This window comes from Streptosporangium sp. NPDC051023 (assembly GCF_040689595.1).
In the GTDB taxonomy this organism is placed as follows: Bacteria; Actinomycetota; Actinomycetes; order Streptosporangiales; family Streptosporangiaceae; genus Streptosporangium.
This window is the reverse complement of record NZ_JBFBCE010000011.1, coordinates 135,142-153,615: the sequence shown is the minus strand read 5'-3', so window position 1 is coordinate 153,615 and position 18,474 is coordinate 135,142. Positions and strand designations below refer to the sequence as shown.

At 68.7% G+C, this 18,474-nt stretch carries 20 protein-coding genes and 1 riboswitch; of the genes, 11 read left to right on the top strand and 9 right to left on the bottom strand.

Annotated elements, in window-relative coordinates:
- Both AB0395_RS10330 and AB0395_RS10325 read left to right on the top strand, forming a co-directional pair.
- The gene (locus tag AB0395_RS10330; protein ID WP_366278906.1) at positions 1-639 is read left to right on the top strand and encodes a GntR family transcriptional regulator; all 639 of its coding nucleotides are present in this window, start codon (positions 1-3) and stop codon (positions 637-639) included.
- 243 nt (positions 640-882) lie between these two features.
- Positions 883-1,104, top strand: a complete 222-nt coding sequence (locus AB0395_RS10325) for a hypothetical protein (RefSeq protein WP_366278905.1) — start codon at positions 883-885, stop codon at positions 1,102-1,104.
- Between the two features lie 53 nt (positions 1,105-1,157).
- Here the strand turns inward: AB0395_RS10325 and AB0395_RS10320 are convergent, their stop codons facing one another.
- From AB0395_RS10320 to ngcE, 5 genes are all read right to left on the bottom strand, one after another.
- Positions 1,158-1,448: a 4a-hydroxytetrahydrobiopterin dehydratase gene (locus AB0395_RS10320; protein ID WP_366278904.1), complete on the bottom strand. Its 291-nt coding sequence runs from the start codon at positions 1,446-1,448 to the stop codon at positions 1,158-1,160.
- A complete protein-coding gene (locus AB0395_RS10315; protein WP_366278902.1) occupies positions 1,435-2,040 on the bottom strand; it encodes a hypothetical protein in 606 nt (201 codons plus the stop codon). The genes AB0395_RS10320 and AB0395_RS10315 overlap by 14 nt, the downstream gene beginning before the upstream one ends.
- A gap of 85 nt (positions 2,041-2,125) precedes the next feature.
- A complete protein-coding gene (locus tag AB0395_RS10310) occupies positions 2,126-3,034 on the bottom strand; it encodes a carbohydrate ABC transporter permease (RefSeq protein WP_366278901.1) in 909 nt (302 codons plus the stop codon).
- Positions 3,034-3,945 carry a sugar ABC transporter permease gene (locus tag AB0395_RS10305; RefSeq protein WP_366278899.1) on the bottom strand — a complete coding sequence of 304 codons (912 nt, stop codon included), beginning with the start codon at positions 3,943-3,945 and terminating at the stop codon, positions 3,034-3,036. The genes AB0395_RS10310 and AB0395_RS10305 overlap by 1 nt, the downstream gene beginning before the upstream one ends.
- 6 nt (positions 3,946-3,951) lie before the next feature.
- Complete coding sequence (gene ngcE / locus AB0395_RS10300) at positions 3,952-5,409, bottom strand: N-acetylglucosamine/diacetylchitobiose ABC transporter substrate-binding protein (protein WP_366278897.1); 1,458 nt, start codon at positions 5,407-5,409, stop codon at positions 3,952-3,954.
- Between the two features lie 330 nt (positions 5,410-5,739).
- Here ngcE and AB0395_RS10295 point away from each other — a divergent pair, with 330 nt between their 5' ends.
- The 6 genes from AB0395_RS10295 (at position 5,740) to AB0395_RS10270 (ending at position 10,060) form a co-directional block, all read left to right on the top strand.
- On the top strand, positions 5,740-6,405 hold the full coding sequence (locus tag AB0395_RS10295) for a class II aldolase/adducin family protein (RefSeq protein WP_366278895.1): 666 nt from the start codon (positions 5,740-5,742) through the stop codon (positions 6,403-6,405).
- Positions 6,406-6,546: 141 nt separating this feature from the next.
- The gene (locus tag AB0395_RS10290; RefSeq protein WP_366278893.1) at positions 6,547-7,758 is read left to right on the top strand and encodes a DUF4032 domain-containing protein; all 1,212 of its coding nucleotides are present in this window, start codon (positions 6,547-6,549) and stop codon (positions 7,756-7,758) included.
- A 152-nt stretch (positions 7,759-7,910) separates the two neighbouring features.
- A complete protein-coding gene (locus tag AB0395_RS10285) occupies positions 7,911-8,291 on the top strand; it encodes a roadblock/LC7 domain-containing protein (RefSeq protein WP_366278892.1) in 381 nt (126 codons plus the stop codon).
- A gap of 4 nt (positions 8,292-8,295) precedes the next feature.
- On the top strand, positions 8,296-9,237 hold the full coding sequence (locus tag AB0395_RS10280; RefSeq protein WP_366278890.1) for a hypothetical protein: 942 nt from the start codon (positions 8,296-8,298) through the stop codon (positions 9,235-9,237).
- 58 nt (positions 9,238-9,295) lie between these two features.
- Positions 9,296-9,676 (top strand): roadblock/LC7 domain-containing protein, encoded by a 381-nt coding sequence (locus AB0395_RS10275; protein ID WP_366278888.1) that lies wholly within the window; start codon positions 9,296-9,298, stop codon positions 9,674-9,676.
- 12 nt (positions 9,677-9,688) lie between these two features.
- On the top strand, positions 9,689-10,060 hold the full coding sequence (locus AB0395_RS10270; protein WP_366278886.1) for a hypothetical protein: 372 nt from the start codon (positions 9,689-9,691) through the stop codon (positions 10,058-10,060).
- A 454-nt stretch (positions 10,061-10,514) separates the two neighbouring features.
- On the opposite strand, the gene AB0395_RS10265 is transcribed toward AB0395_RS10270, so the two are convergent.
- The gene (locus tag AB0395_RS10265) at positions 10,515-11,129 is read right to left on the bottom strand and encodes a hypothetical protein (protein WP_366278884.1); all 615 of its coding nucleotides are present in this window, start codon (positions 11,127-11,129) and stop codon (positions 10,515-10,517) included.
- Positions 11,130-11,359: 230 nt separating this feature from the next.
- Positions 11,360-11,509: riboswitch (cyclic di-AMP (ydaO/yuaA leader) on the bottom strand.
- A gap of 265 nt (positions 11,510-11,774) precedes the next feature.
- Between AB0395_RS10265 and AB0395_RS10260 the strand changes: the two genes are divergently transcribed.
- The 3 genes from AB0395_RS10260 (at position 11,775) to AB0395_RS10250 (ending at position 15,524) form a co-directional block, all read left to right on the top strand.
- The gene (locus AB0395_RS10260; protein WP_366278882.1) at positions 11,775-12,683 is read left to right on the top strand and encodes a lytic polysaccharide monooxygenase; all 909 of its coding nucleotides are present in this window, start codon (positions 11,775-11,777) and stop codon (positions 12,681-12,683) included.
- A gap of 136 nt (positions 12,684-12,819) precedes the next feature.
- Entirely contained in the window at positions 12,820-14,874 is a 2,055-nt protein-coding gene (locus AB0395_RS10255; RefSeq protein ID WP_366278880.1) for an ATP-binding protein, read from the top strand.
- Positions 14,871-15,524: a response regulator transcription factor gene (locus AB0395_RS10250; RefSeq protein ID WP_366278878.1), complete on the top strand. Its 654-nt coding sequence runs from the start codon at positions 14,871-14,873 to the stop codon at positions 15,522-15,524. The genes AB0395_RS10255 and AB0395_RS10250 overlap by 4 nt, the downstream gene beginning before the upstream one ends.
- Before the next feature lie 56 nt (positions 15,525-15,580).
- Here AB0395_RS10250 and AB0395_RS10245 read toward each other — a convergent pair whose 3' ends face one another.
- The 3 genes from AB0395_RS10245 to AB0395_RS10235 all read right to left on the bottom strand — a co-directional run bounded on the left by AB0395_RS10245 (position 15,581) and on the right by AB0395_RS10235 (position 18,471).
- Positions 15,581-16,375, bottom strand: coding sequence for a DUF4253 domain-containing protein (locus AB0395_RS10245; protein ID WP_366278876.1), 795 nt, complete (start codon positions 16,373-16,375; stop codon positions 15,581-15,583).
- A gap of 330 nt (positions 16,376-16,705) precedes the next feature.
- Positions 16,706-17,545, bottom strand: a complete 840-nt coding sequence (locus AB0395_RS10240) for a carbohydrate ABC transporter permease (protein WP_366278874.1) — start codon at positions 17,543-17,545, stop codon at positions 16,706-16,708.
- Positions 17,542-18,471, bottom strand: a complete 930-nt coding sequence (locus tag AB0395_RS10235; protein WP_366278872.1) for a sugar ABC transporter permease — start codon at positions 18,469-18,471, stop codon at positions 17,542-17,544. The genes AB0395_RS10240 and AB0395_RS10235 overlap by 4 nt, the downstream gene beginning before the upstream one ends.
- Positions 18,472-18,474 lie beyond the last annotated feature (3 nt).

Here is an 18,474-nt window from a genome sequence, read left to right as displayed (position 1 = left end):
ATGCCGATCGAGCGGCGCCCCCTCCGCGAACAGATCCGCGACGAGCTCATGCTCAGGCTCGACCGGGGGGACTTCTCAGCCGGAACGGACATCAACGAGGCCGCTCTCGCCGCGGAGCTGGGCGTCAGCCGTACCCCGCTGCGCGAGGCCCTCATCACGCTCGCGGGTGAGGGCGTGCTGGAGAGCAACCAGGGCAGGGGATTCCGGTTCGCACCGGTGAGCCGCAAGGAGTTCCGCGAGCTGTGCGCCATCGTGGCAGCACTTGAGGCGCTGGCGCTGGACAGCTCCGACCCCGTCTACCTGGAGAGGGTCGCCCCCGAGCTGCTCAAGCTCGCCCAGGAGTTCTCCGACAACATCGCCGAGCGGCAGGACATCGAGCGGCACGACGACGAGTGGCATGACCTGCTTCTCGGCGGCTGCTCGAACGAGCGACTGCTCGACCTGATCACCAGCGTCAAGGCGGGGATGCGCCGCTACTCCCACCTGGTCGCCGGAGAGAGCACCCCGATGGAGCGCGCCGCCGAGGAGCACTGCCGGATCGCCGAGTACCTGATCGCCGGGGACCTCGAGGGAGCGGCGTCCGCCCTCAGGGACAACTGGGTCAACGGCATGGAGCGGATGATGTCCCGCATTCCTTGACGACGGACTCTCGCCCTGAGAGCGCTCCTCCGTTACGGGGAAGGCGCGCCGCCCTCAGAGCCCGGAACATGCGGGAACGTCGCAGGAAGGCGCACTTCAGTCCCACGGAGAGCGCTTCTCCTGATGTCGCGGAGAGCACCTCTCACTACCGGCTCGTTTCCGGCGAACTCATCATTGGGCTGCGACACCGAGCACGAAGGTGGTGACAGAGTGCGATTCTCTGTGGAAGAAGCTGACTTCTCTGTGGAAGAGGCTGACTGGCAGCGGATGCGCGGGCAATATGCCGCGGCGTGGTCCATCTGGCGGAGCGACGCGGGCCGATGGTACGCGACCCGGCTGACGAGGGCCCTGTCCCGGGCCCAGATGGATGCGAACCTCGCCATGACCGTCTGCGCGGAGGACGCGGAGGAGCTCATCGCACTCCTCGCCGAGCAGGAACAGCTGGCGGCCGGCGTGTCGTCATGAGCCCGCGGGGGCCACGTTCCCCGTGGCCCCCGTGGCCCCCGCGGTCCCGCGCCTCAGGTGTGCGATGCGGCGATCTCGTCGATGCGGGCGGCGAGAGTGAAGTCCAGCTCGGTCAGGCCACCCGCGTCATGGGTGGAAAGAACCAGGTGGAGGGTACGCCAGCGGATGTCGATGTCGGGATGGTGGTTGAGCCTCTCGGCCTCGACCGCGACCTCGTCGACGATGCGAATGGCCAAGGGGAAGTCGCGGGCGGTGATCGTCCGGCGGATCTCGTCGCCTTCGCGGCGCCAGCCGGGCACATCGGCCAGTTTCCGCTCGATCGCGGAGTCGTCAAGCAGGTCCATCGGCCCAGGAGATCACGTCGGTGGCCACGGCGCCAAGTCCGGGCAGGATCCCGGCGCGTCGGGCCATCGCCATGACCCCCCTGGCCATGGTCGCGGCGTGACCGGTCTGCTCGAGGAGCCGCTCCAGTTCGGGCAGCAGGCCGGGCACCCGGGTGAGGCTCCAGTCGTGCCACGGGGACAGGCGGGTGCCACCGCCGTCCGGGTCCTGCGCGCGGTAGGCGGCCAGGACGGGGCACTGGCCGTGGATCAGGGCGAGCCAGGCCTTGATGTCGGCGTTGAGCGCGGCGATCCTGGAGGGGGCCGCGTGCAGCCAGCCGTCGTCGCCGATCCGGTCGCACTCCTGTCCGGCCACAGGATAGGTGCGGGCGACCGCGCCGTGCAGGAACAGGCCGCTGGCCACCGTGAGCTGGCGCCCCTCGCACCAGTCGACCGCTCTCCGTAGCGGGATCGGGACGGTGCCGACGATGACCTCGCGCTGGGAGCTCGACGGCTCACGGGCGAAGCGCACGTGCACCTCGGCCCACATGTAGTAACCGGCCTCCCCCGCCCCGAAGAACGGGAAGGGGAAGGCCGACGGTTCCAGATCGGGCATGTACGGGTCTCCGGAAAGCACAGGGGTTCGTTTACGACTAAGGACGACTCCCCCGCGCCCTCTCCGGATTACCGGACGGGTGAGGTTATTTGACGGCGCCCGATGTCAGACCCGACTGGATCTGGCGCTGGAAGATGATGTAGATGATCATGACTGGGATGATCGCCATGCTCAGCGCGGCGAACAGGCCCGGCCAGTCGGCCTCGTAGCCCGCGTTCGTGGAGATGTTGGCGACACCCTGGGTGATCAGCCACTTGTCCTCGACGTTTCCCGACAGCAGCACGATCGGCAGGAGGTACTGGTTCCACTGGCCCAGGATGTTGAAGATCGTGATGCTGATCAGGCCCGGCCTGGCCATCGGCACCATGATCTGGAAGAACGTCCTGGTGTGCGAGCAGCCGTCCATCATCGCCGCCTCCGCCACCGAGGTGGGCAGCGTCTTGAAGAACGCCGACAGGAAGAAGACCGTGAAGGGCAGCGAGTAGGCGACGTAGACCAGGATCACCCCGAAATGGGTGTCGATCAGGCCGAGGTTGCGCACCACGAAGAACAGCGGGACCAGCGCGAGGAAGACCGGGAAGGTCATGCCGGAGACGAACAGGAAGTAGATCAGCCGGTTGCCGGGGAAGGTGTAGCGCGACAGCACGTAGGCCGCCATCGAGCCCAGCAACATGGTCAGGGCCGTGCTGCACGCCACCACGAAGACGGTGTTGAGCATGTACTGGCCGATGTGGGCCTTCTGGAAGGCCCGGCTCCAGGCGTCCCAGTGGTAGGACGACGGGAGCGTGATGGGGTCGCCGAAGATCTCGGCGTTGGTCTTGAAGGACCCCAGGAACGTCCACAGGATCGGGCCGATGATCAGGATCGCCCAGACCAGCAGCGCCACGTGGGACAGGGCGCCGAAGGCGCCCAACTGGCCCCCGCGCTTCCTTCTCGGCCTGCCGTGAGCGGCCCCGGAGCGCGAGGCGGCCTTGTACGCCGTTTCGGTAGCCATCAGAACTCGATCCTCTCGCGCCGGGTCACGCGCAGAGTGAGCGCCGCGAACGTGATGGTCATGAAGAACAGCACCACGCCCATCGCCGACGCGTAACCGAACTTGGAGAAGTTGAACGCGGTCCGCCAGATCTCCAGCGGCAGCACCGTCGTGGAGTTGTCAGGGCCGCCCCGGTCGACCGAGAGGACCTGCACCAGGGCGAAGGCGTCGAAGGCGGCGATGCCCAGGTAGACCCAGGCGACCTGCATGGTGTCCCACAGCAGCGGAAGCGTGATCTTGAAGAAGAGGGTGTAGCGGCCCGCGCCGTCCAGCGCGGCGGCCTCGAAGACGTCCTTGGGGATGGAGGACATACCCGCGGAGAACAGGACGACGTAGAAGCCGACCGCCTGCCAGACCATCACCCCGATGATCGACCACAGCGCGAGGTTGGGGTCGATGAGCCAGCCGACCGGCTTGATGCCCACCAGCCCGAGGAGACCGTTGATCACACCGCTCTCGTCCGGGCGGTAGATCGCCTGGAAGAGAACGCCGACGATGGCCACCGCCAGGACCTGGGGCAGGAAGAAGATCACACGATAGACCTTCGAGCCCCAGATCCCGGTCATCTGACCGCCCCGCTGCCCTCCGCTCAGGTTGAGCAGGAAGGAGAAGAACAGGGCGATCACGATGGTGACCAGCGGCATGACAAGCAGCAGAACACCGTGGTGACGCACCGCGGCCCAGAAGACCTCGTCGTCCAGCAGCCGGGTGTAGTTCTCCAGGCCGATGAACTGAGGGTTCGCCGAGATGCCCTTCCAGTTGGTCAACGAGATGTAGAAAGCCTGTAGATACGGGCTGATCACGAAGACCGTGTAGAGGATCACCGGCGCGGCCAGAAAGCCGACGATGAACCGATACCTGCCATGCCGCATGGGGACCTACACCGTCCGGTTCTGCTTGGTGATGGACGAGTCGGACTTGGTCTTGTCCGCGGCCTTCTGCATCTTGTCGCAGAACTCCTCGGCGGAGATACGGCCGAACATCAGCGCGTTGGTCTGCTTGCGCAGCTCGGTCTCCAGCTCCTTGTACCAGTTCTCGAAGTCACTGCGGGTGACGATGTTCGCCCCGGCGGCGGTCTGCGCGGCGCTGAGGCTCGCGTTGCCCGGCGACAGGTCCAGACCGTCGGCGGCACCGGTCACGACGGTGATGTTGCCGGACTTCTGGGTGAAGCCGCGCGCGCCCTCCTTGGAGAGCATGATGCGCAGGTACTCAAGGCCGCCCTTGACGTTCTTGGCCTTCGAGGGAACGAAGTAGGCCTCGCCCGCGGCGGCGCGAATGGCCTCGAAGGGCAGCTTGTCCGCGGCGGTGACGCTGGGGGTGGGCGTCAGGGCGTACTTGAACTCCTTGGGAGTCTGGCTCTTCTGCTCGTTCTCCAGCCAGGAGCCCGACGGGTAGAGGGCGACCTTGCCCTGGTTCTGCCGGGTCTGCACCTCGGTGTGGATCAGGCCCTCGAAGGACTTGTCCATGTACTTGCCGATCTCGGCCCAGGCGGCGGCGGACTGCTTGACCGAGTCGCGCTTCCAGACGCCGTCGACGAGGTTGTCGATGTCGACCAGGAGCTGGTTGCCCTCGATCTTCGCGGCGGAGATGAGGATCATCCAGTACGCGTAGTAGGAGGCGTTCTTGCCCGCGTAGGCGAAGGGGGTGATGCCCGCGGCCTTCGCCTTCTCACAGAAGGCCTTGAACTCCTCGAAGGTCTTCGGGGCGGTCCAGCTGTTCTTCTCGAACAGGGCCGAGTCGTACCACAGGCCGTAGGCCGAGAACACGTAGTTCATCAGGAACGGCTTGCCGCCGATGAGACCGGACTCGACGGTGCCCGGGGCGACCGTGTCGCGCACCTTCTTGCTCGGGTCGTCGATCGAGGCGGCGTCCCACAGCTCGGTGAGCTCCTGGAGCTGACCCTCCTGCTGCAGGGCTCCGGCGTCCATGAGGTCGGTGCCCGAGTTGGAGATGACGTCCGGCACGTCGCCGCCGGCGAAGCGGGGCTGCAGGGTCTGCGCGATCTGCTGGGTCGCGACGTGCTTGACGGTAGCCTTGGGGAAGGCCTTCTTGTACAGCGGCTCGTGGATGTCGGTGGCGTAGCTGTCACCGAGGCCGCCCTTGAAGATGACCACTTCGAGCGGGGCGTCGGCGGCGACACCGAACGGGTTGGCGGCGGAGACCGCCCCACCCGAGGAGGGAGCGGCCGAGGTCGTGGCGGCGGGAGCCGCGCCGCCCCCGGTGGCGCACGCGCTGAGGAGTCCAGCGGCGGGCCCTGCGACCAGAGCGGTCAGGCCGATCCGGCGGAGCATCTGCCGCCGGGTGATATCTCCGGGCGTACCGGCCGAGTTGGACATTGTAACCCTCCTGGGCGGGGGATCAATTAGGAAAGTTTCCTAAACGTTTGCCTGAAGGTACGTAGCCCCAGACTCCAGCGTCAAGGGGTCGCAGCCGGTCTAGACCGAGCCGTGATGTCCTCGCGACATATCCGGTAGCAACGAAGCAGCAAAGTAGTCCGGACCTTGACAGATTGGCACACAGTACCTGATACCTCACGCGCCGCCATTGACTCATGACCTGCACACAAGTAAAGAATCCAGGTTCTCCGGCAAGCTATCGATAGGGGCCGGTCTAGACCAGATAATGGTGGTTTGCCGCGTACTACCGCAAGACCCTACTTTTGGGACATGTTGCTGGCGGAGCAGCGTCGGCTGCTGTGTGAACACGGCCGGATGACGGTCGAGACCGGACTGGTCATCGGAACGTCGGGAAACCTCAGCGTCCGCGCCGGTGACCTGGTCGCGGTGACGCCCGGCGGGATCGCCCTCGATCGCCTCGAACCCGAGGCCTGCCCCGTGGTCGACATCGAGGGACACCTGGTCGAGGGAGAGCTCCAGCCGTCCTCGGAGACCCCCATGCACCTGGCGGTCTACACGGCGACCGGCACCGCGGCCGTGGTGCACACCCACTCGACCTTCGGCACCGTGGTCGCCACGACCATGACCGAGCTGCCGCCGATCCACTACAACACGATGCTGCTCGGCGGCACGGTCAGGGTGGCCGAGTACGCCACCTACGGCACCCCCGAGCTGGCCGCGAACGTCAGGGCCGCCCTCGGGGACAGGCGCGCGGTGCTGCTGGCCAACCACGGAGGGGTGACCCTCGGCGACGACCTCCCCCAGGCCTTCGAGGCGACCAGGCTGCTTGAATGGCTGTGCGAGGTCTACGTGCGGGCCAGAGCCGTCGGGGAACCTAGGACACTCACCGAGGAGCAGCTCTCCGCCGTCGTACGGCGGGCATCCCACACCCCCGTCTTCCCCCGCCGCGAGAGCAGCGAGAATCGCGAGACCTGAGCGGAACGCCAGAACCGAGCAGAACAGGACATCCGGTCCTAGGAAGGGCCGGGGAGCACCTCTCCCCCGTCTCTTCTCGCCTTTCCAGGCCCCGAGCCCACCCGGGCCCCCTCCAGGACCCCCAACGTGAGGATTGACGCGATGCCTCTCCAGCTCACCGGAACGCCGAGCGACCCCGACCTGATCCGCCTGCCCTGGGACGTCCCCCTTGAGGAGTGGCCGTCTCACCACCTGGTGTCCCTGCCGCGTGGCATCTCGCGGCACGTGGTCCGCTTCGCCAGGCTCTCCGGCAAGGTTTACGCGATCAAGGAGATCAGCGAGTACTACGCCAAGCGCGAGTACCGTCTGCTGTGGGACCTGGGCAGGATGGACACCCCCTCGGTCGAGCCGGTCGCCGTGGTCACGGGCAGGACGGACGCGAACGGGGAGCCGCTCGACTCGGCGTTGATCACCCAGCATCTGCAGTTCTCCCTGCCCTACCGGGCGGTCATGTCGGGAACCGTCCGCCCCGAGACGCTCAACCGGCTGCTCGACGCGCTGGCCGTCCTGCTGGTCCGGCTGCACCTGACCGGCTTCTACTGGGGTGACTGCTCGCTGTCGAACGTGCTGTTCCGCAGGGACGCGGGCTCCTTCGCCGCCTATCTGGTCGACGCCGAGACCGGCGAACTGCACCCCATGATCAGCGAGGGGCAGCGTCTCCACGACATCGACCTCGCGCACACCAACATCTTCGGCGAGATGCTCGACCTCCAGGCGGGCGACATGCTCCACTCCTCGATCGACCCCGAGGAGGTCGCCGACTCGGTCTGCGCGCGCTACCACGGGCTCTGGGGCGAGCTGACCTCCGACGAGATCATCGAGGAGGTGGACTGGCACATCATCGACCAGCGGATCCGCAGGCTGAACGACCTCGGCTTCGACGTCGCCGAGATGATGGTCCGCCGCAAGGCGGGCACGGGACGGCTGATCGTCCGGCCCAAGGTGGTCGACGCCGGTCACCACCAGCGCAGGCTGCTCAGGCTCACCGGGCTGGACGTCGAGGAGAACCAGGCAAGGCGGCTGCTCAACGACCTCGACTCCTTCCGGGTCTCGCAGGGCCTGCGCCACGAGGACGAGGCGATCGTGGCCCACCGGTGGCTGGCGGAGGTCTTCCAGCCGACGATCGATGCCGTCCCCGCGGAGATGCGACGCAAGCTGGAACCCGCCCAGATCTTCCACGAGGTGCTCGACCACCGCTGGTTCACCTCGGAGGCGGCGGGGCACGACGTCGGACTGCCCGCCGCCGTGGAGTCGTACGTGAAAAACGTTCTTATTTACAAGCCAGACGAAAAGGCGCTCATCCCTGACGAGTAGAAAATATCCCCTACTCCGTAGGAACAACCTCCTACCGTGACGCTGATTCCTCTTCCTCTTTATATCTGACTTTTCATGAGGACACCCGAATTCAGGGTGATATCCCTACGCTGACCGGGCGACGTTGTGAAGTCGTTGGCGAGGGAGATCCCGTGCTCGGAATCGAAGGCTGCCTGACTGAGGTCATGTCCATCCCCGGCGCGCTGGACGCGATCCTGATCGATCAGACCAGCGGGACCGCCGTCGCGGCCGGCGGCCTGAACCGCCATCTCGACGTGGAGAGGTCGGCCGCCGGACTGAGCGAGACCCTGCGGGCGATGTTGGACGGGCTCACCACGACCTCCGCCAACGAGATCGTCCGGATCCGTGATGTGATCATAACCACCGATGACGGACACCATTTACTGAAACCGCTTGAAACGGTATTCGATGGCCCTCTAGTGATTTATGTCCGCCTCGATTCACAGCGCTCCAACCTGGCCCTGGCACGCCATCGACTTCAGGCGCTTTCCGGCCGCCTGATAACGACCTGAAGCCATGCCCACAACGCGGAACCTCCTCAGCGAACTGGCCGCCGACCGGGCGACCGGCGCCCTCCATCTGGGCGGAGCCGGGACGTTCTACCTCACGGACGGTCACGTTACCTGCGCGGAGAGCCCCGTCGCCCCGCGGGTCGAGGACCTGCTCGCCGCCTGCGGCAGGGTCTCGGACCAGGCCGTACGGCAGGCCATGCGCGCCGCGGCCGAGGGCAGGCTCGGCGGCGAGGTGCTGGTCACCCAGGGCGTGCTCACCAGGGGCGAACTGGAGTTCTGCGTGCTCTGCGCGGTGCTCGACGCCGTGTACTTCCTGTTCGACGCCCCGGAGCACGGAGCGAGGTTCCGCCGGGGAGAGCGGCACTGGCTCGGGCCGCAGTGGTACTTCGACATGACCGGACTGCTCCGGGAGTACAAGAGAAGGAGGACGCAGTTGGACCGGACCTGGCCGTCCGCCGATCTGGACGCGCTCCCGGTTGTCCCCGTCGGCCGCGTGCCCGCGCAACGGGTGGTCCTGACCTCCCTCCAGTGGGAGGTCGTGGTCGGCGCCGACTCGACGGCGACCCCCGCGGACCTGGCCCACCGGCTGGGACGCCCCGCGTACTCGGTGCTGCTGGCCGTACGGCAGCTCGCCGCGGCCGGGCTCCTCCGTGTTCCCAGGGGCGAGATCACCGCCGCGCCCGACCCTCCCGCCGCGCCCACCACGCCCGGCGCCCTGGACGACACACCCATCACGCGCGGCGCCCTGGACGACGCCCCCACCCGGCCCGACACGCGCGTGGGCGCACTGCCCAGACGGGTCGCGGGCACCCGCGAGATCAGGGACGCGGTCGCGGACGGGACCGACACCGCGGAGGCGGCGCAATGGCTCCCCCTGACGACGGGGGACCCCGCCGACGTGGCCCTGCTCATCCGGCTGAAAAACGCATTGGAGGCACTCACATGAGCTCGGTCCGATGCCAATAAGGCTGCGGACACTGAAGAGGACCGGAAGGAGGGTGCCAGTGGAACTGCGCGACGAGGTGCGCCGGGAGATGACCCTGCTGCGCGAGCGGATACCGGACGTCGACGGAAGCGTCGCGTGCAGCGTCGACGGCCTGACCATAGCCAGCGACCTGGATCGGGCCTCCGAGCAGACCGGTGCCCTTTCCTCCGCGTTGCTGGCCCTCAGCCGCCGGATGGCGGACATGGTCGGCAAGGGCGCCTTCGAAGAGACGCTGATCTCCGGCACCAACGGCTACGCGGCCTTCTACGCGGCCGGACCCAAGATCGTCCTCACAGTCCTCGCCCGCCCTGGGACCAACCTCGGGCTGCTGCGGCTGGAGGGGCGCAAGACGGCGGCGAACCTGGCCGCCATCACATCTCGCACATGGACAACCCAGTGACCGGAGGCATGAATGGGCAACATGGACATCTCCCTCAAGGAGATGATGGCGATCGACGGGGCGGTCGGCTCGGTGGTCGTGGACTACAACAGCGGCATGGCGCTGGGCGCCCTCGGCGGCTCGAAGGACCTCGACCTGCAGATCGCGGCGGCCGGTAACACCGAGGTCGTCAGGGCCAAGATGCGGACCATGGAGTCGCTGGGCATCAAGGACGGCATCGAGGACATCCTGATCACGCTCACCAACCAGTACCACCTGATCCGCCCGATCACCGGCAGGAACGGCAAGGGCCTCTTCCTCTACCTGGCGCTCGACCGCACCCGGGCCAACCTGGCGCTCGCGCGGCACAACCTCCGCGGCATCGAGGAGAGGCTCGAGATCTGATCCTCCGGTACGGCACGTCCCCGGGAGGCGCGGGCCGTACCGGAGCTCCCCCTCCCCCGAGGCGGTGAGCGGCGTCGACCGCGGCGACGAGTCCGTCAGATCACGCGGAACAGCACGTCATCTGACGAAAAGAACAAGAGCGGGCACCCGTTTGGGTGCCCGCTCTTGCTTTTCCAGGGGGTGCGGGGGTTCGCCGGGGGGGCGGGGAGGTGGGGATCCCTCGGGGGCGAGGACCGCCGGGGGACGCGGAGCGGGGGGGTGGGGGTGGGGGAAGGAGGGCCGGAGGCGGAGCGGGGACCCTCGGGGCGGGGGCGGGGGCGGGGGCGGAGGCGGAGGCGGAGGCGGGGATGGGGATCCGGGGGGTTCGGGGGGTTTCCGAGGGTGGGGATCGAGGGGTGGGGATCGGGGGGAGACGAGGACGGGGGATCCTCCGGAGGTCTCCCCCGGCGGGAGCCTAGGGGCGCGCCGCGTCGGCCAGAGCGGTCGTCGGGGGCGCGGCCGGGTTGTCGTCCATGACCTTCCAGGCACCGCTGGCGTACGCGACGGGGTAGTTCTTCTTGCCCACGCCGTCGCCCCACTTGGTGATGACGTAGTCGACCTTGATGTGGCCCGCGCCGTCGACGCCGTCAACGCCGAGCGAGCTGGAGTTGAAGGTGCCACCGGTCAGGTCGGCGAAGGTCTTGGCGTCGAGGTCGATCATGACACCGCTGCTGGAGGGCACACCGGGACCGCGGTCCCCGACGAAGAACTTGGCCTTCTTGCCCTTGTAGATGACGTACCCCTCGGTGAACAGCGGCCAGCTCGGGCTCGCGATCATGCCCTTCTGCATGGGCTTGCCGCTCGCGGGCAGGCCGGTGTCCCCGGCGCGGCCCGAGGAGTCGTCCCAGAAGTAGGAGGCCTTGGTAGAGCCCTTGAGCAGGGCGGTCTCGGAGGCGGCGGGAGCGGTGGATCCGGTGCCGGTGTCGGCCGCGGCGGGAAGCGCGGAGACGACGCCGGCGGAGGTGAGGACGCTCGCGCCCAGCAGAGTGGCGGCGATCAGGCGGTTACGCAGGGCAAGGGAGAAACGCATAGAAAACAGGCTCTTTCGCGAGGGAACAGGACAGCCTCGTGCGCCAAACGAAGAGAAGGCACGGGCGTGAGCGCTCACAGGGAAGAGAAGTCGCAGCCGGAGAGACCGGACGCTACGCGGAGCGCGGTGCGAGGTGGGGTGCCGCGGTCAGGCGCGGCGGAAAAGTCTTAGTAGATCCGCACGAGTGCGGTGCTTGCCGGCACGAAGGCAACAAAGCGATCCATGAGGGGATCTCCTCTCCATCTCGTCTACCGGGTTAGCTGACGGGTTCGGGCGGTGGAGTTGCCCTACCGCCGCAGGTTCGCGGCGGATTCACCCCAAGAAGTGGGTCCCCGGCTCCCGTGACCCCTCAGGGCTTCGGGATTCGACGTCTGCCGGCCGCTCCTTCTCGTGAAGGGCAAGTCACCGACTGAGAACAACTAGGACACTACCCACCAGAAGGTGTCAAAGCAAAACAAAAGCCATGAAAACCCCAGAAGATCTACCTTCAATGCCCAAGAAAGGGGCATTGGCCACCCCTTGACCTTGCTCCTTCCTGGGCGTTAAGTTCATTGAAACTGTTAGGAAACTTACCTAATAATTTCCTAGTGAACATGCCTCTGACCTGCAGGTTCTCCCTCTTACCCCCCGAAGGAGACACTCTCCATGAACAAGCGAAGGATCGGCCTGACGGTGGCGGCCGCAGCCGCCGCTCCCGCCCTGCTGGCGACGGTGATGGTCAACTCGGCATCCGCCCACGGCTCGATGGGAACGCCCGTCAGCCGGGTTTACGCCTGCTATCTGGAGAATCCGGAGTCGCCGGACACCCCCGCGTGCAAGGCCGCGGTCGGCCAATGGGACACCCAGCCGCTCTATGACTGGGATGAGTTGAACATCGGCACCGCCAACGGCAAGCACAGGGAGATCATTCCCGACGGGCAGCTCTGCAGCGCCGGGCGCGCCAAGTACCGGGCATACGACGCGCCCCGCACCGACTGGCCCTCGACCGCGCTCCCGACCGGAGGCGGCCCCTACACCTTCCGCTACCCCTACACCGCCGACCACCCCGGCACCTTCGAGATCTACATCACGAAGGAGGGCTTCAACCCGCTCCAGCCGCTGAAGTGGTCGGACCTGGACACCACGCTGCTGGCGAAGGTGCGGAACCCGTCCAAGGTCAACGGCGAATACGTCATCCAGGGCCAGCTGCCCGCGAGGACGGGCCGCCACATCGTCTACTCGATCTGGCAGCGCTCGGACAGCGCCGAGGCGTTCTACACCTGCTCCGACGTGACCTTCGGCAACGTGTCCACCCCCACCCCCACCCCCACCCCCACCCCCACCCCCACCGTGACGCCGACCGCGACCCCGACCGCGACCCCCACCGTGACACCGACGGTGACGCCGACCCCGACCCCGACCTCGACCACCTCCCGGCCCTGGGCGGCCGGTGTCTCCTACACCGCGGGGAACCTGGTGACCTACGGCGGCGCCACCTACCGGTGCCTGCAGCCGCACACCTCCCTGCCCGGCTGGGAGCCGTCCAACGTCCCCGCACTCTGGCAGCGCCTTTAGAACCCTGTAGAACCCTTTAGAACCCTGTAGAACACAGCACCGTCTGGACACCGCGCCGCCCGGAGAGCAGTGCCCGTACGGGCGGCGCGCCTGCGGGACCCGCGAGCGGCGCCCGGTCCCGCAGTACCGTGGACGCGTGCTGATAGTCCTCGGCTGCGCGGTGCTCGTCGTGGCGCTCTACACGCTGGCGCTGTACGGCACGGCCGGAACCGCCGCACTCGGAGCGGTCGCCGTCACGCTGGCCGTCGCGATCGTGATCGGCATAGACGGCGGGAGCGTCAGGGGGGGCGCCGGGTTCGGGACACTCACGGCGGGCGGCTCGGCCGTCGTGTGGTCCCTCGGCCGCTCTCACAGACGCCGCAGGGCGGGCCGTTCCGCGCTCGCCGCCTACCGCGCCGCCTCCGCGGCCGTGCCCCGCCTGGCCGCGACCGTCGAGCGCGACCGGATCGCCGCCGAGCTCCACGACGTGGCCGCCCATCGGCTCACCGGGATCGCAGTCGCCTCGGCCGCCGCCCTGCGACTCGCCGATCCCGCGCTCACCTCGGAGGCCACCGCCCACGCCGCTGAGGCGGGCCGCCTGGCCGTCGCGGAGCTCGACCGCCTGGCCTCCCTCGACCGGCGCGGCGAGAGCGCGACCCTCGCCGACATCGACACCCTGGTCGGCGGCCATCCCGGAGTGGCCTACCATCGCGCGGTCGCCTCCGTACCGCCCGAGGCCGCCGCGCTCGCCTTCCGCGTGGTCAGGGAAAGCCTGACCAACGCGATGCGCTACGCCACCGGCGCCGCCGTCCACGTTCGCATTGAGAGCCCCGCCGGAGCGGGGCGGCTGGTGGTGACGGTAACCGACGACGGCGCGCCGGCCGCCGTCGACGGTCTGGGCTCCGGGACCGGTCTGGCCTCCCTCGACCGGGCGGTGCGCGCCCTCGGCGGCACCCTGACCGCGGGCGCCGGGCCCCCGGGTTTCGGGACCACAGACACCGGGACCACAGACGCCGGAACCGCGGGCGGCTGGACCGTCAGGGCAGTGCTCCCCCTGCCCTCGCCCCCCGGCGAGACGGCCCTGCCCGTGCCGCGCTCGTTCTCCCTCACCACCCTGTACGGCATGGCCCGCCGGGGCGATCACCCGCGACGCGCCACGGAAGGCTGGCGGGGAGCGGCGGCCCTGGACTGGGCCCTGGTGGTGCTGGCCGTGGCGTTGCCCGCGGGGATGGGGCTGCTGTACACCGACGTGCCGCCGCCGTTCAAGGCCACGGCGTCGGGCATGCTGCTCCTGGTCCTGCTCATACTGCACGCCGTACCGCTGAGGTGGCGGCGCCTCGCACCGAAGCCGAGCCTGGCGGCGGCGCAGGGGGTGCTGTTGGTCTGGCTGGCGTGCGACGCGGCCGGGCTGACCGCGCCACACTCCGCGCAGCTGGTGCTTGAGTGCTGGTGGGTGGAGCTGACCCTGCTGTACACCGTCGGCGCGTACGGCTCCCGCGGCTGGCCCGCCCCGATCGTGGTGGCGGGGCTGGGCGCCTTTCCCCTGGTCGAGGGGCTGACGGGGCCACCGATCGCCGTCTGGGCGACGCTGACGGCCGCGTTCGCCGTGCCAACGGGCATGGCGTGGGGAGCGGGCGTGCTGGTCGGCAGGCGCAGGCGCAGGCGGCGGGACGCGGCGGCGCTGGACCGGGACAGGCTCGACCTGGAGGCGGCCGAGGCGGCCAGGGCCGAGCGGGGACGAATCGCGGCCGGGCTTCGCCGTACCGCGGGGGCACGGGCCGAGGCGGTGGTCAGAGCCGCGGAGGACCGACGGCTCGACCTGGTCCTCACCGAGGCGAAGGCCGGGCTCGGCGCGCTCAGGGAGCTTCTCGACGAGCTTCGCGGCGCCCCCGAGGGTGATCCGGCGGACGACACGCCTCCCCCCGTCGTCGCCGGGATCGCGGCGCTGGCCACCAGGCGGCGCGCCGTCGTCAGGTACGCGGGAGCGCGCCGCCCGCTGCCCGCCGCCGTCGAGGTCGCCGCGTACCGCGTCGCCGAGGCGCTGCTGGCCGACGGGGAGACGGTGACGGTGACCTACCTTGAGGACGGCCTCGCGCTGTCCGGCCCTCGCGGGGCCAGGAGGGTGCGGGCCATGGCGGACGCGGCGGGCGGTACGGTCGCCGAGACAGATGACAGGGTGCGGGTGTGGCTGCCGGAGGTGTTCCCAGCATGATTCGGGTGACGATCGCCGACGACCAGGCGGTGGTCAGGGTGGGGATCACGGCGGTGCTCGACGCGGAGCCCGACATGACCGTCGTCGGCCAGGCCGCCGACGGCGAGACGGCGATCGCGCAGGCCACGGCTCTGCTTCCCGACGTGGCCGTGCTGGACATCCGGATGCCGGGAGTCGACGGGCTCACCGCGACGGCCAGGATCACCGCCGAGGTCCCGGGGACGAAGGTGGTCGTGCTGACCACGTTCGGCCTGGACGAGTACGTGTTCGCGGCGCTGCGCGCGGGAGCTGCGGGGTTCATGCTGAAGGACGCGGACCCTGAGCGGATCATCGACGCCGTCCGGGTGGTGGCCGGGGGCGACGCGCTGCTCGACCCCAGCGTGACCCGCAGGCTGATCGACCGTTTCACCGGCGAGCCCGGCCCTGACGACGCGGCCCGCGTCTGCGGCCTGACCCCCCGCGAGACCGAGGTCCTCCTCCACGTCGCCCGTGGCCTGTCGAACGCCGAGATCGCGACCGCCCTGGGCATCAGCCCCTCGACCGTCAAGGATCACGTCGCGGAGATCCTCGCGGAGCTCAGGGTCCGCGACCGCGTACAGGCCACGATCGTCGCCTACGAGGCCGGACTGATCCGTCCCGGGATCCGGTGACCCCCGGCGTGACGTTCCCCCTGCCCGGCCACACCCCGGCGACGCCACCGAGGTGATCAGTCCCACCAGAACGACCAGGCGTTCCTGCCGGTGATCTGCTCGGCGTAGTCCATCAGCGTGCCCGAGCTGTAAATGACGCTGTCCGGGCAGAACGTCCAGTGCTCGGCGGCGACGTGGAGGGCGTGCTCTCGGGTTACCGGGGGTGCGGCGACGCTGAGGTCCAGGGTGTTGAAGCCCAGGCCGACCACCCGCGCCCCGAACCTGTCCTCCCAGCTACGCACCACGGCCGCGAGCGGGACCATCCACTCGTTGTGGTTCAGCGCGCCCTGCCATCCCATGACGGCCAGCACGTCGGCCCCTCGCTCGGCAGCGACCAGCCCGAGCGGGGTCCTGCGCTCGGCGACCAGCCCGGCATACCAGTCGGCGACCACACCGGGATCGGCGGCGAACTGCCCGGAAGGAGCGGGCCCCGGGCACTGGGGGCCGTAGGGGGCCAGCAGCTCCAGCTGATCGGCGTCGGCCCGCTCGACCCAGTCCGACCACACCTCGGCCATGAACGCCGCCGCGTGGTAGTTGTCGATCTCGGCCACCGCGTCAGGGGCGATCTGCCCCGCCGACCACGGCTGCACCGAGTCCTCAAGCAGCACGGGCCACAACCCCGAGTGCTCGTGCTCCACCCGCAGCTCGGCCCAGAGGTCGCCGGAGACCGCCAGGTCGCTGAGCCAGAACGCCGGAAGGTGGTCGAGCGAGAACTGCGAATACTCGGGGTCGGGCCACACCACGTCTCCTGGCGGCAGCTCGACCGAGATCCTTCGCCCGTCGCCGCCGTCGGCGAACAGCTGCCCCAGCAACGGCGGAAGTTGCCCACGCTCGCAATCGCTCATTCCTACCGATCCGATCCTGACCACGGATCAATTTTGGCCCGTCAGGTGTCCCGAGCGACAGTTATCCCCCACAGAGGGTAAAAACGAGCAGTACACAGGGGGTGTGACCGAGGCCGCGCACCGGGCGGGAAACCGCCTCCGGACGCGGACCGCCCGGCAGGACCGCCGAATCCAGGCACCCGGCGACCGGGACCGACTCCAGACTCGGACCGACTCCGGACGGGGACGGGACGCAGACGGGGACGGCGGGCCCGGCGGGAGGCACGGGACCGGTGAAGAACACGGGGTCGGCGGGGGTCAGTCCTTCACCGCCCCGCCGAGCCCGGCCACCAGCCTGCGCTGGACGGCCACAAAAAAGATCAGTACGGGAATGGTCATCAGCGTCGAGGCCGCCATGATTCCGCCCCAGTCGTTCTCGTCGGGTTTGAAGAAGACCAGCAGGGCCGCGGGCAGGGTCTGGTTGTCCTTGGCCGAGATGATGAAGGTCCTGGCGAAGATGAAGTCGTTCCACGCGGCGATGAAGGAGAACACGCTGGTCGCGACCAGGCCGGGCGCGACGAGAGGGAACAGGATCCGCCACAGGATGACGGGCCTGCTCGCGCCGTCGATCATCGCGGCCTCCTCAAGCGCCTCGGGGACCGCCGCGACGAATCCCCGCATCATCCAGACCGCGAACGGCAGCGAGAAGGCCAGGTGCACCAGGACGAGCGAGCCGAGCGTGTTGAGGCCGACGCCGGGCACCGCCGTACCGAGGTCGCGGACCAGGAAGAACAGCGGGATGGTCAGTGCTTCGACGGGGATCATCTGGGCCACCAGGAACATGATCAGCACCGTGGTGCGGAACCGGAAGCGGAACCGGGTCACCGCGACGGCGGCGAGGAAGGCCACGACCGCGGACAACACGACCACCGTCAGGGCCACGACGACGCTGTTGAGGAGGTAACGGCCGAAGTTCTCCCCGCCGAGCACCCGCTGGAAGTTCTCGAGGGTCGGCGCCAGGGTCCACGGGCGGACCCGCAGCGACTGGATCTCGCCCGCCGGTTTGAACGCGGACAACACCATCCAGTAGATCGGGAAGAACGTGACGAACGCGGTGACCACCGCCACGGTGTTGGCGATCAGGCGGGATCTGCTCACAGCCTCTCCCCTCCGCGGTGGATGGCGCGGATGTAGAACAGGGCGACCACGAGCAGGATCAGCGTCATGATCACGCCGATCGCCGAGCCGAGGCCGTACTCGGAGGAGCCGAAGGCGGTCTGGTAGGCGTAGACGTTGAGCACGGAGTTCTGGCCCGCGATACCGCCCCCGTTGGTCATCACGTAGATCTGCGTGAAGATCTTGAAGTCCCAGATGATCGACTGGATGACCACGATCGTGATCAACGGCCGCAACATGGGCACGATGACCCGCCAGAAGGTGTGCCACGCCGAGGCCCCGTCGAGCGAGGCCGCCTCCAGGACCGAGCCGGGGATGGCCTGGATGCCCGCGTAGAGGGTCACCATGACGAAGGGGAAGGAGTGCCAGACCACGGTCGCACCGACGACGCAGAACGTGACCCATCTGTCGTAGAACCAGTTGAAGCCCTCGATGCCGAGAACCTGGTTGACCAGGCCCAGGTCGGCGTCGAACAGGAACATCCAGACGGTCGCCCCGGTCATCGCGGGCGCGGCCCACGCGGCCATCGCGGCCAGCGACAGCAGCAGGCGGGGAATCCGCCCCGCCCTGGTGAGCACGAGGGCGAGCGCCGCGCCGACGGCGAGCGTCACGACCACCAGGGCGGCGGCGAACGCCAGGGTCTGCCAGAGCACCGACCAGAAACGGCCGTCCCCGAGGATGGTCGCGTAGTTGCCGAACCCGACGAATCTGGTCGGCTGACCACCGCTGACCTGGGCCTGCCGGTAGTCGAACACCGACAGCAGGCCGAGCATGTAGAGCGGGTAGCCGAACAGCGGCAGCAGTACGGCCGCGGACGGCAGCAGGTAAAGCCAGGGCCGCAGCCCGCCCCCGAGGCGGGGCGGCGCCCCGCGGGCCCGGAGCTTCGGGTCCGCGGGCGCCGTGGTCATCGC

Bases quoted from the DNA above. Each gene is read 5' to 3' on its own strand.
- AB0395_RS10310 (WP_366278901.1), bottom strand. From the start codon at position 3,034: ATGGCTACCGAAACGGCGTACAAGGCCGCCTCGCGCTCCGGGGCCGCT.
- AB0395_RS10260 (WP_366278882.1), top strand. From the start codon at position 11,775: ATGAACAAGCGAAGGATCGGCCTGACGGTGGCGGCCGCAGCCGCCGCT.
- AB0395_RS10305 (WP_366278899.1), bottom strand. From the start codon at position 3,945: ATGCGGCATGGCAGGTATCGGTTCATCGTCGGCTTTCTGGCCGCGCCG.
- AB0395_RS10235 (WP_366278872.1), bottom strand. From the start codon at position 18,471: ATGACCACGGCGCCCGCGGACCCGAAGCTCCGGGCCCGCGGGGCGCCG.
- AB0395_RS10250 (WP_366278878.1), top strand. From the start codon at position 14,871: ATGATTCGGGTGACGATCGCCGACGACCAGGCGGTGGTCAGGGTGGGG.
- AB0395_RS10290 (WP_366278893.1), top strand. From the start codon at position 6,547: ATGCCTCTCCAGCTCACCGGAACGCCGAGCGACCCCGACCTGATCCGC.
- AB0395_RS10295 (WP_366278895.1), top strand. From the start codon at position 5,740: ATGTTGCTGGCGGAGCAGCGTCGGCTGCTGTGTGAACACGGCCGGATG.
- AB0395_RS10320 (WP_366278904.1), bottom strand. From the start codon at position 1,448: ATGGACCTGCTTGACGACTCCGCGATCGAGCGGAAACTGGCCGATGTG.
- ngcE (WP_366278897.1), bottom strand. From the start codon at position 5,409: ATGTCCAACTCGGCCGGTACGCCCGGAGATATCACCCGGCGGCAGATG.
- AB0395_RS10280 (WP_366278890.1), top strand. From the start codon at position 8,296: ATGCCCACAACGCGGAACCTCCTCAGCGAACTGGCCGCCGACCGGGCG.
- AB0395_RS10265 (WP_366278884.1), bottom strand. From the start codon at position 11,129: ATGCGTTTCTCCCTTGCCCTGCGTAACCGCCTGATCGCCGCCACTCTG.
- AB0395_RS10330 (WP_366278906.1), top strand. From the start codon at position 1: ATGCCGATCGAGCGGCGCCCCCTCCGCGAACAGATCCGCGACGAGCTC.
- AB0395_RS10270 (WP_366278886.1), top strand. From the start codon at position 9,689: ATGGGCAACATGGACATCTCCCTCAAGGAGATGATGGCGATCGACGGG.
- AB0395_RS10315 (WP_366278902.1), bottom strand. From the start codon at position 2,040: ATGCCCGATCTGGAACCGTCGGCCTTCCCCTTCCCGTTCTTCGGGGCG.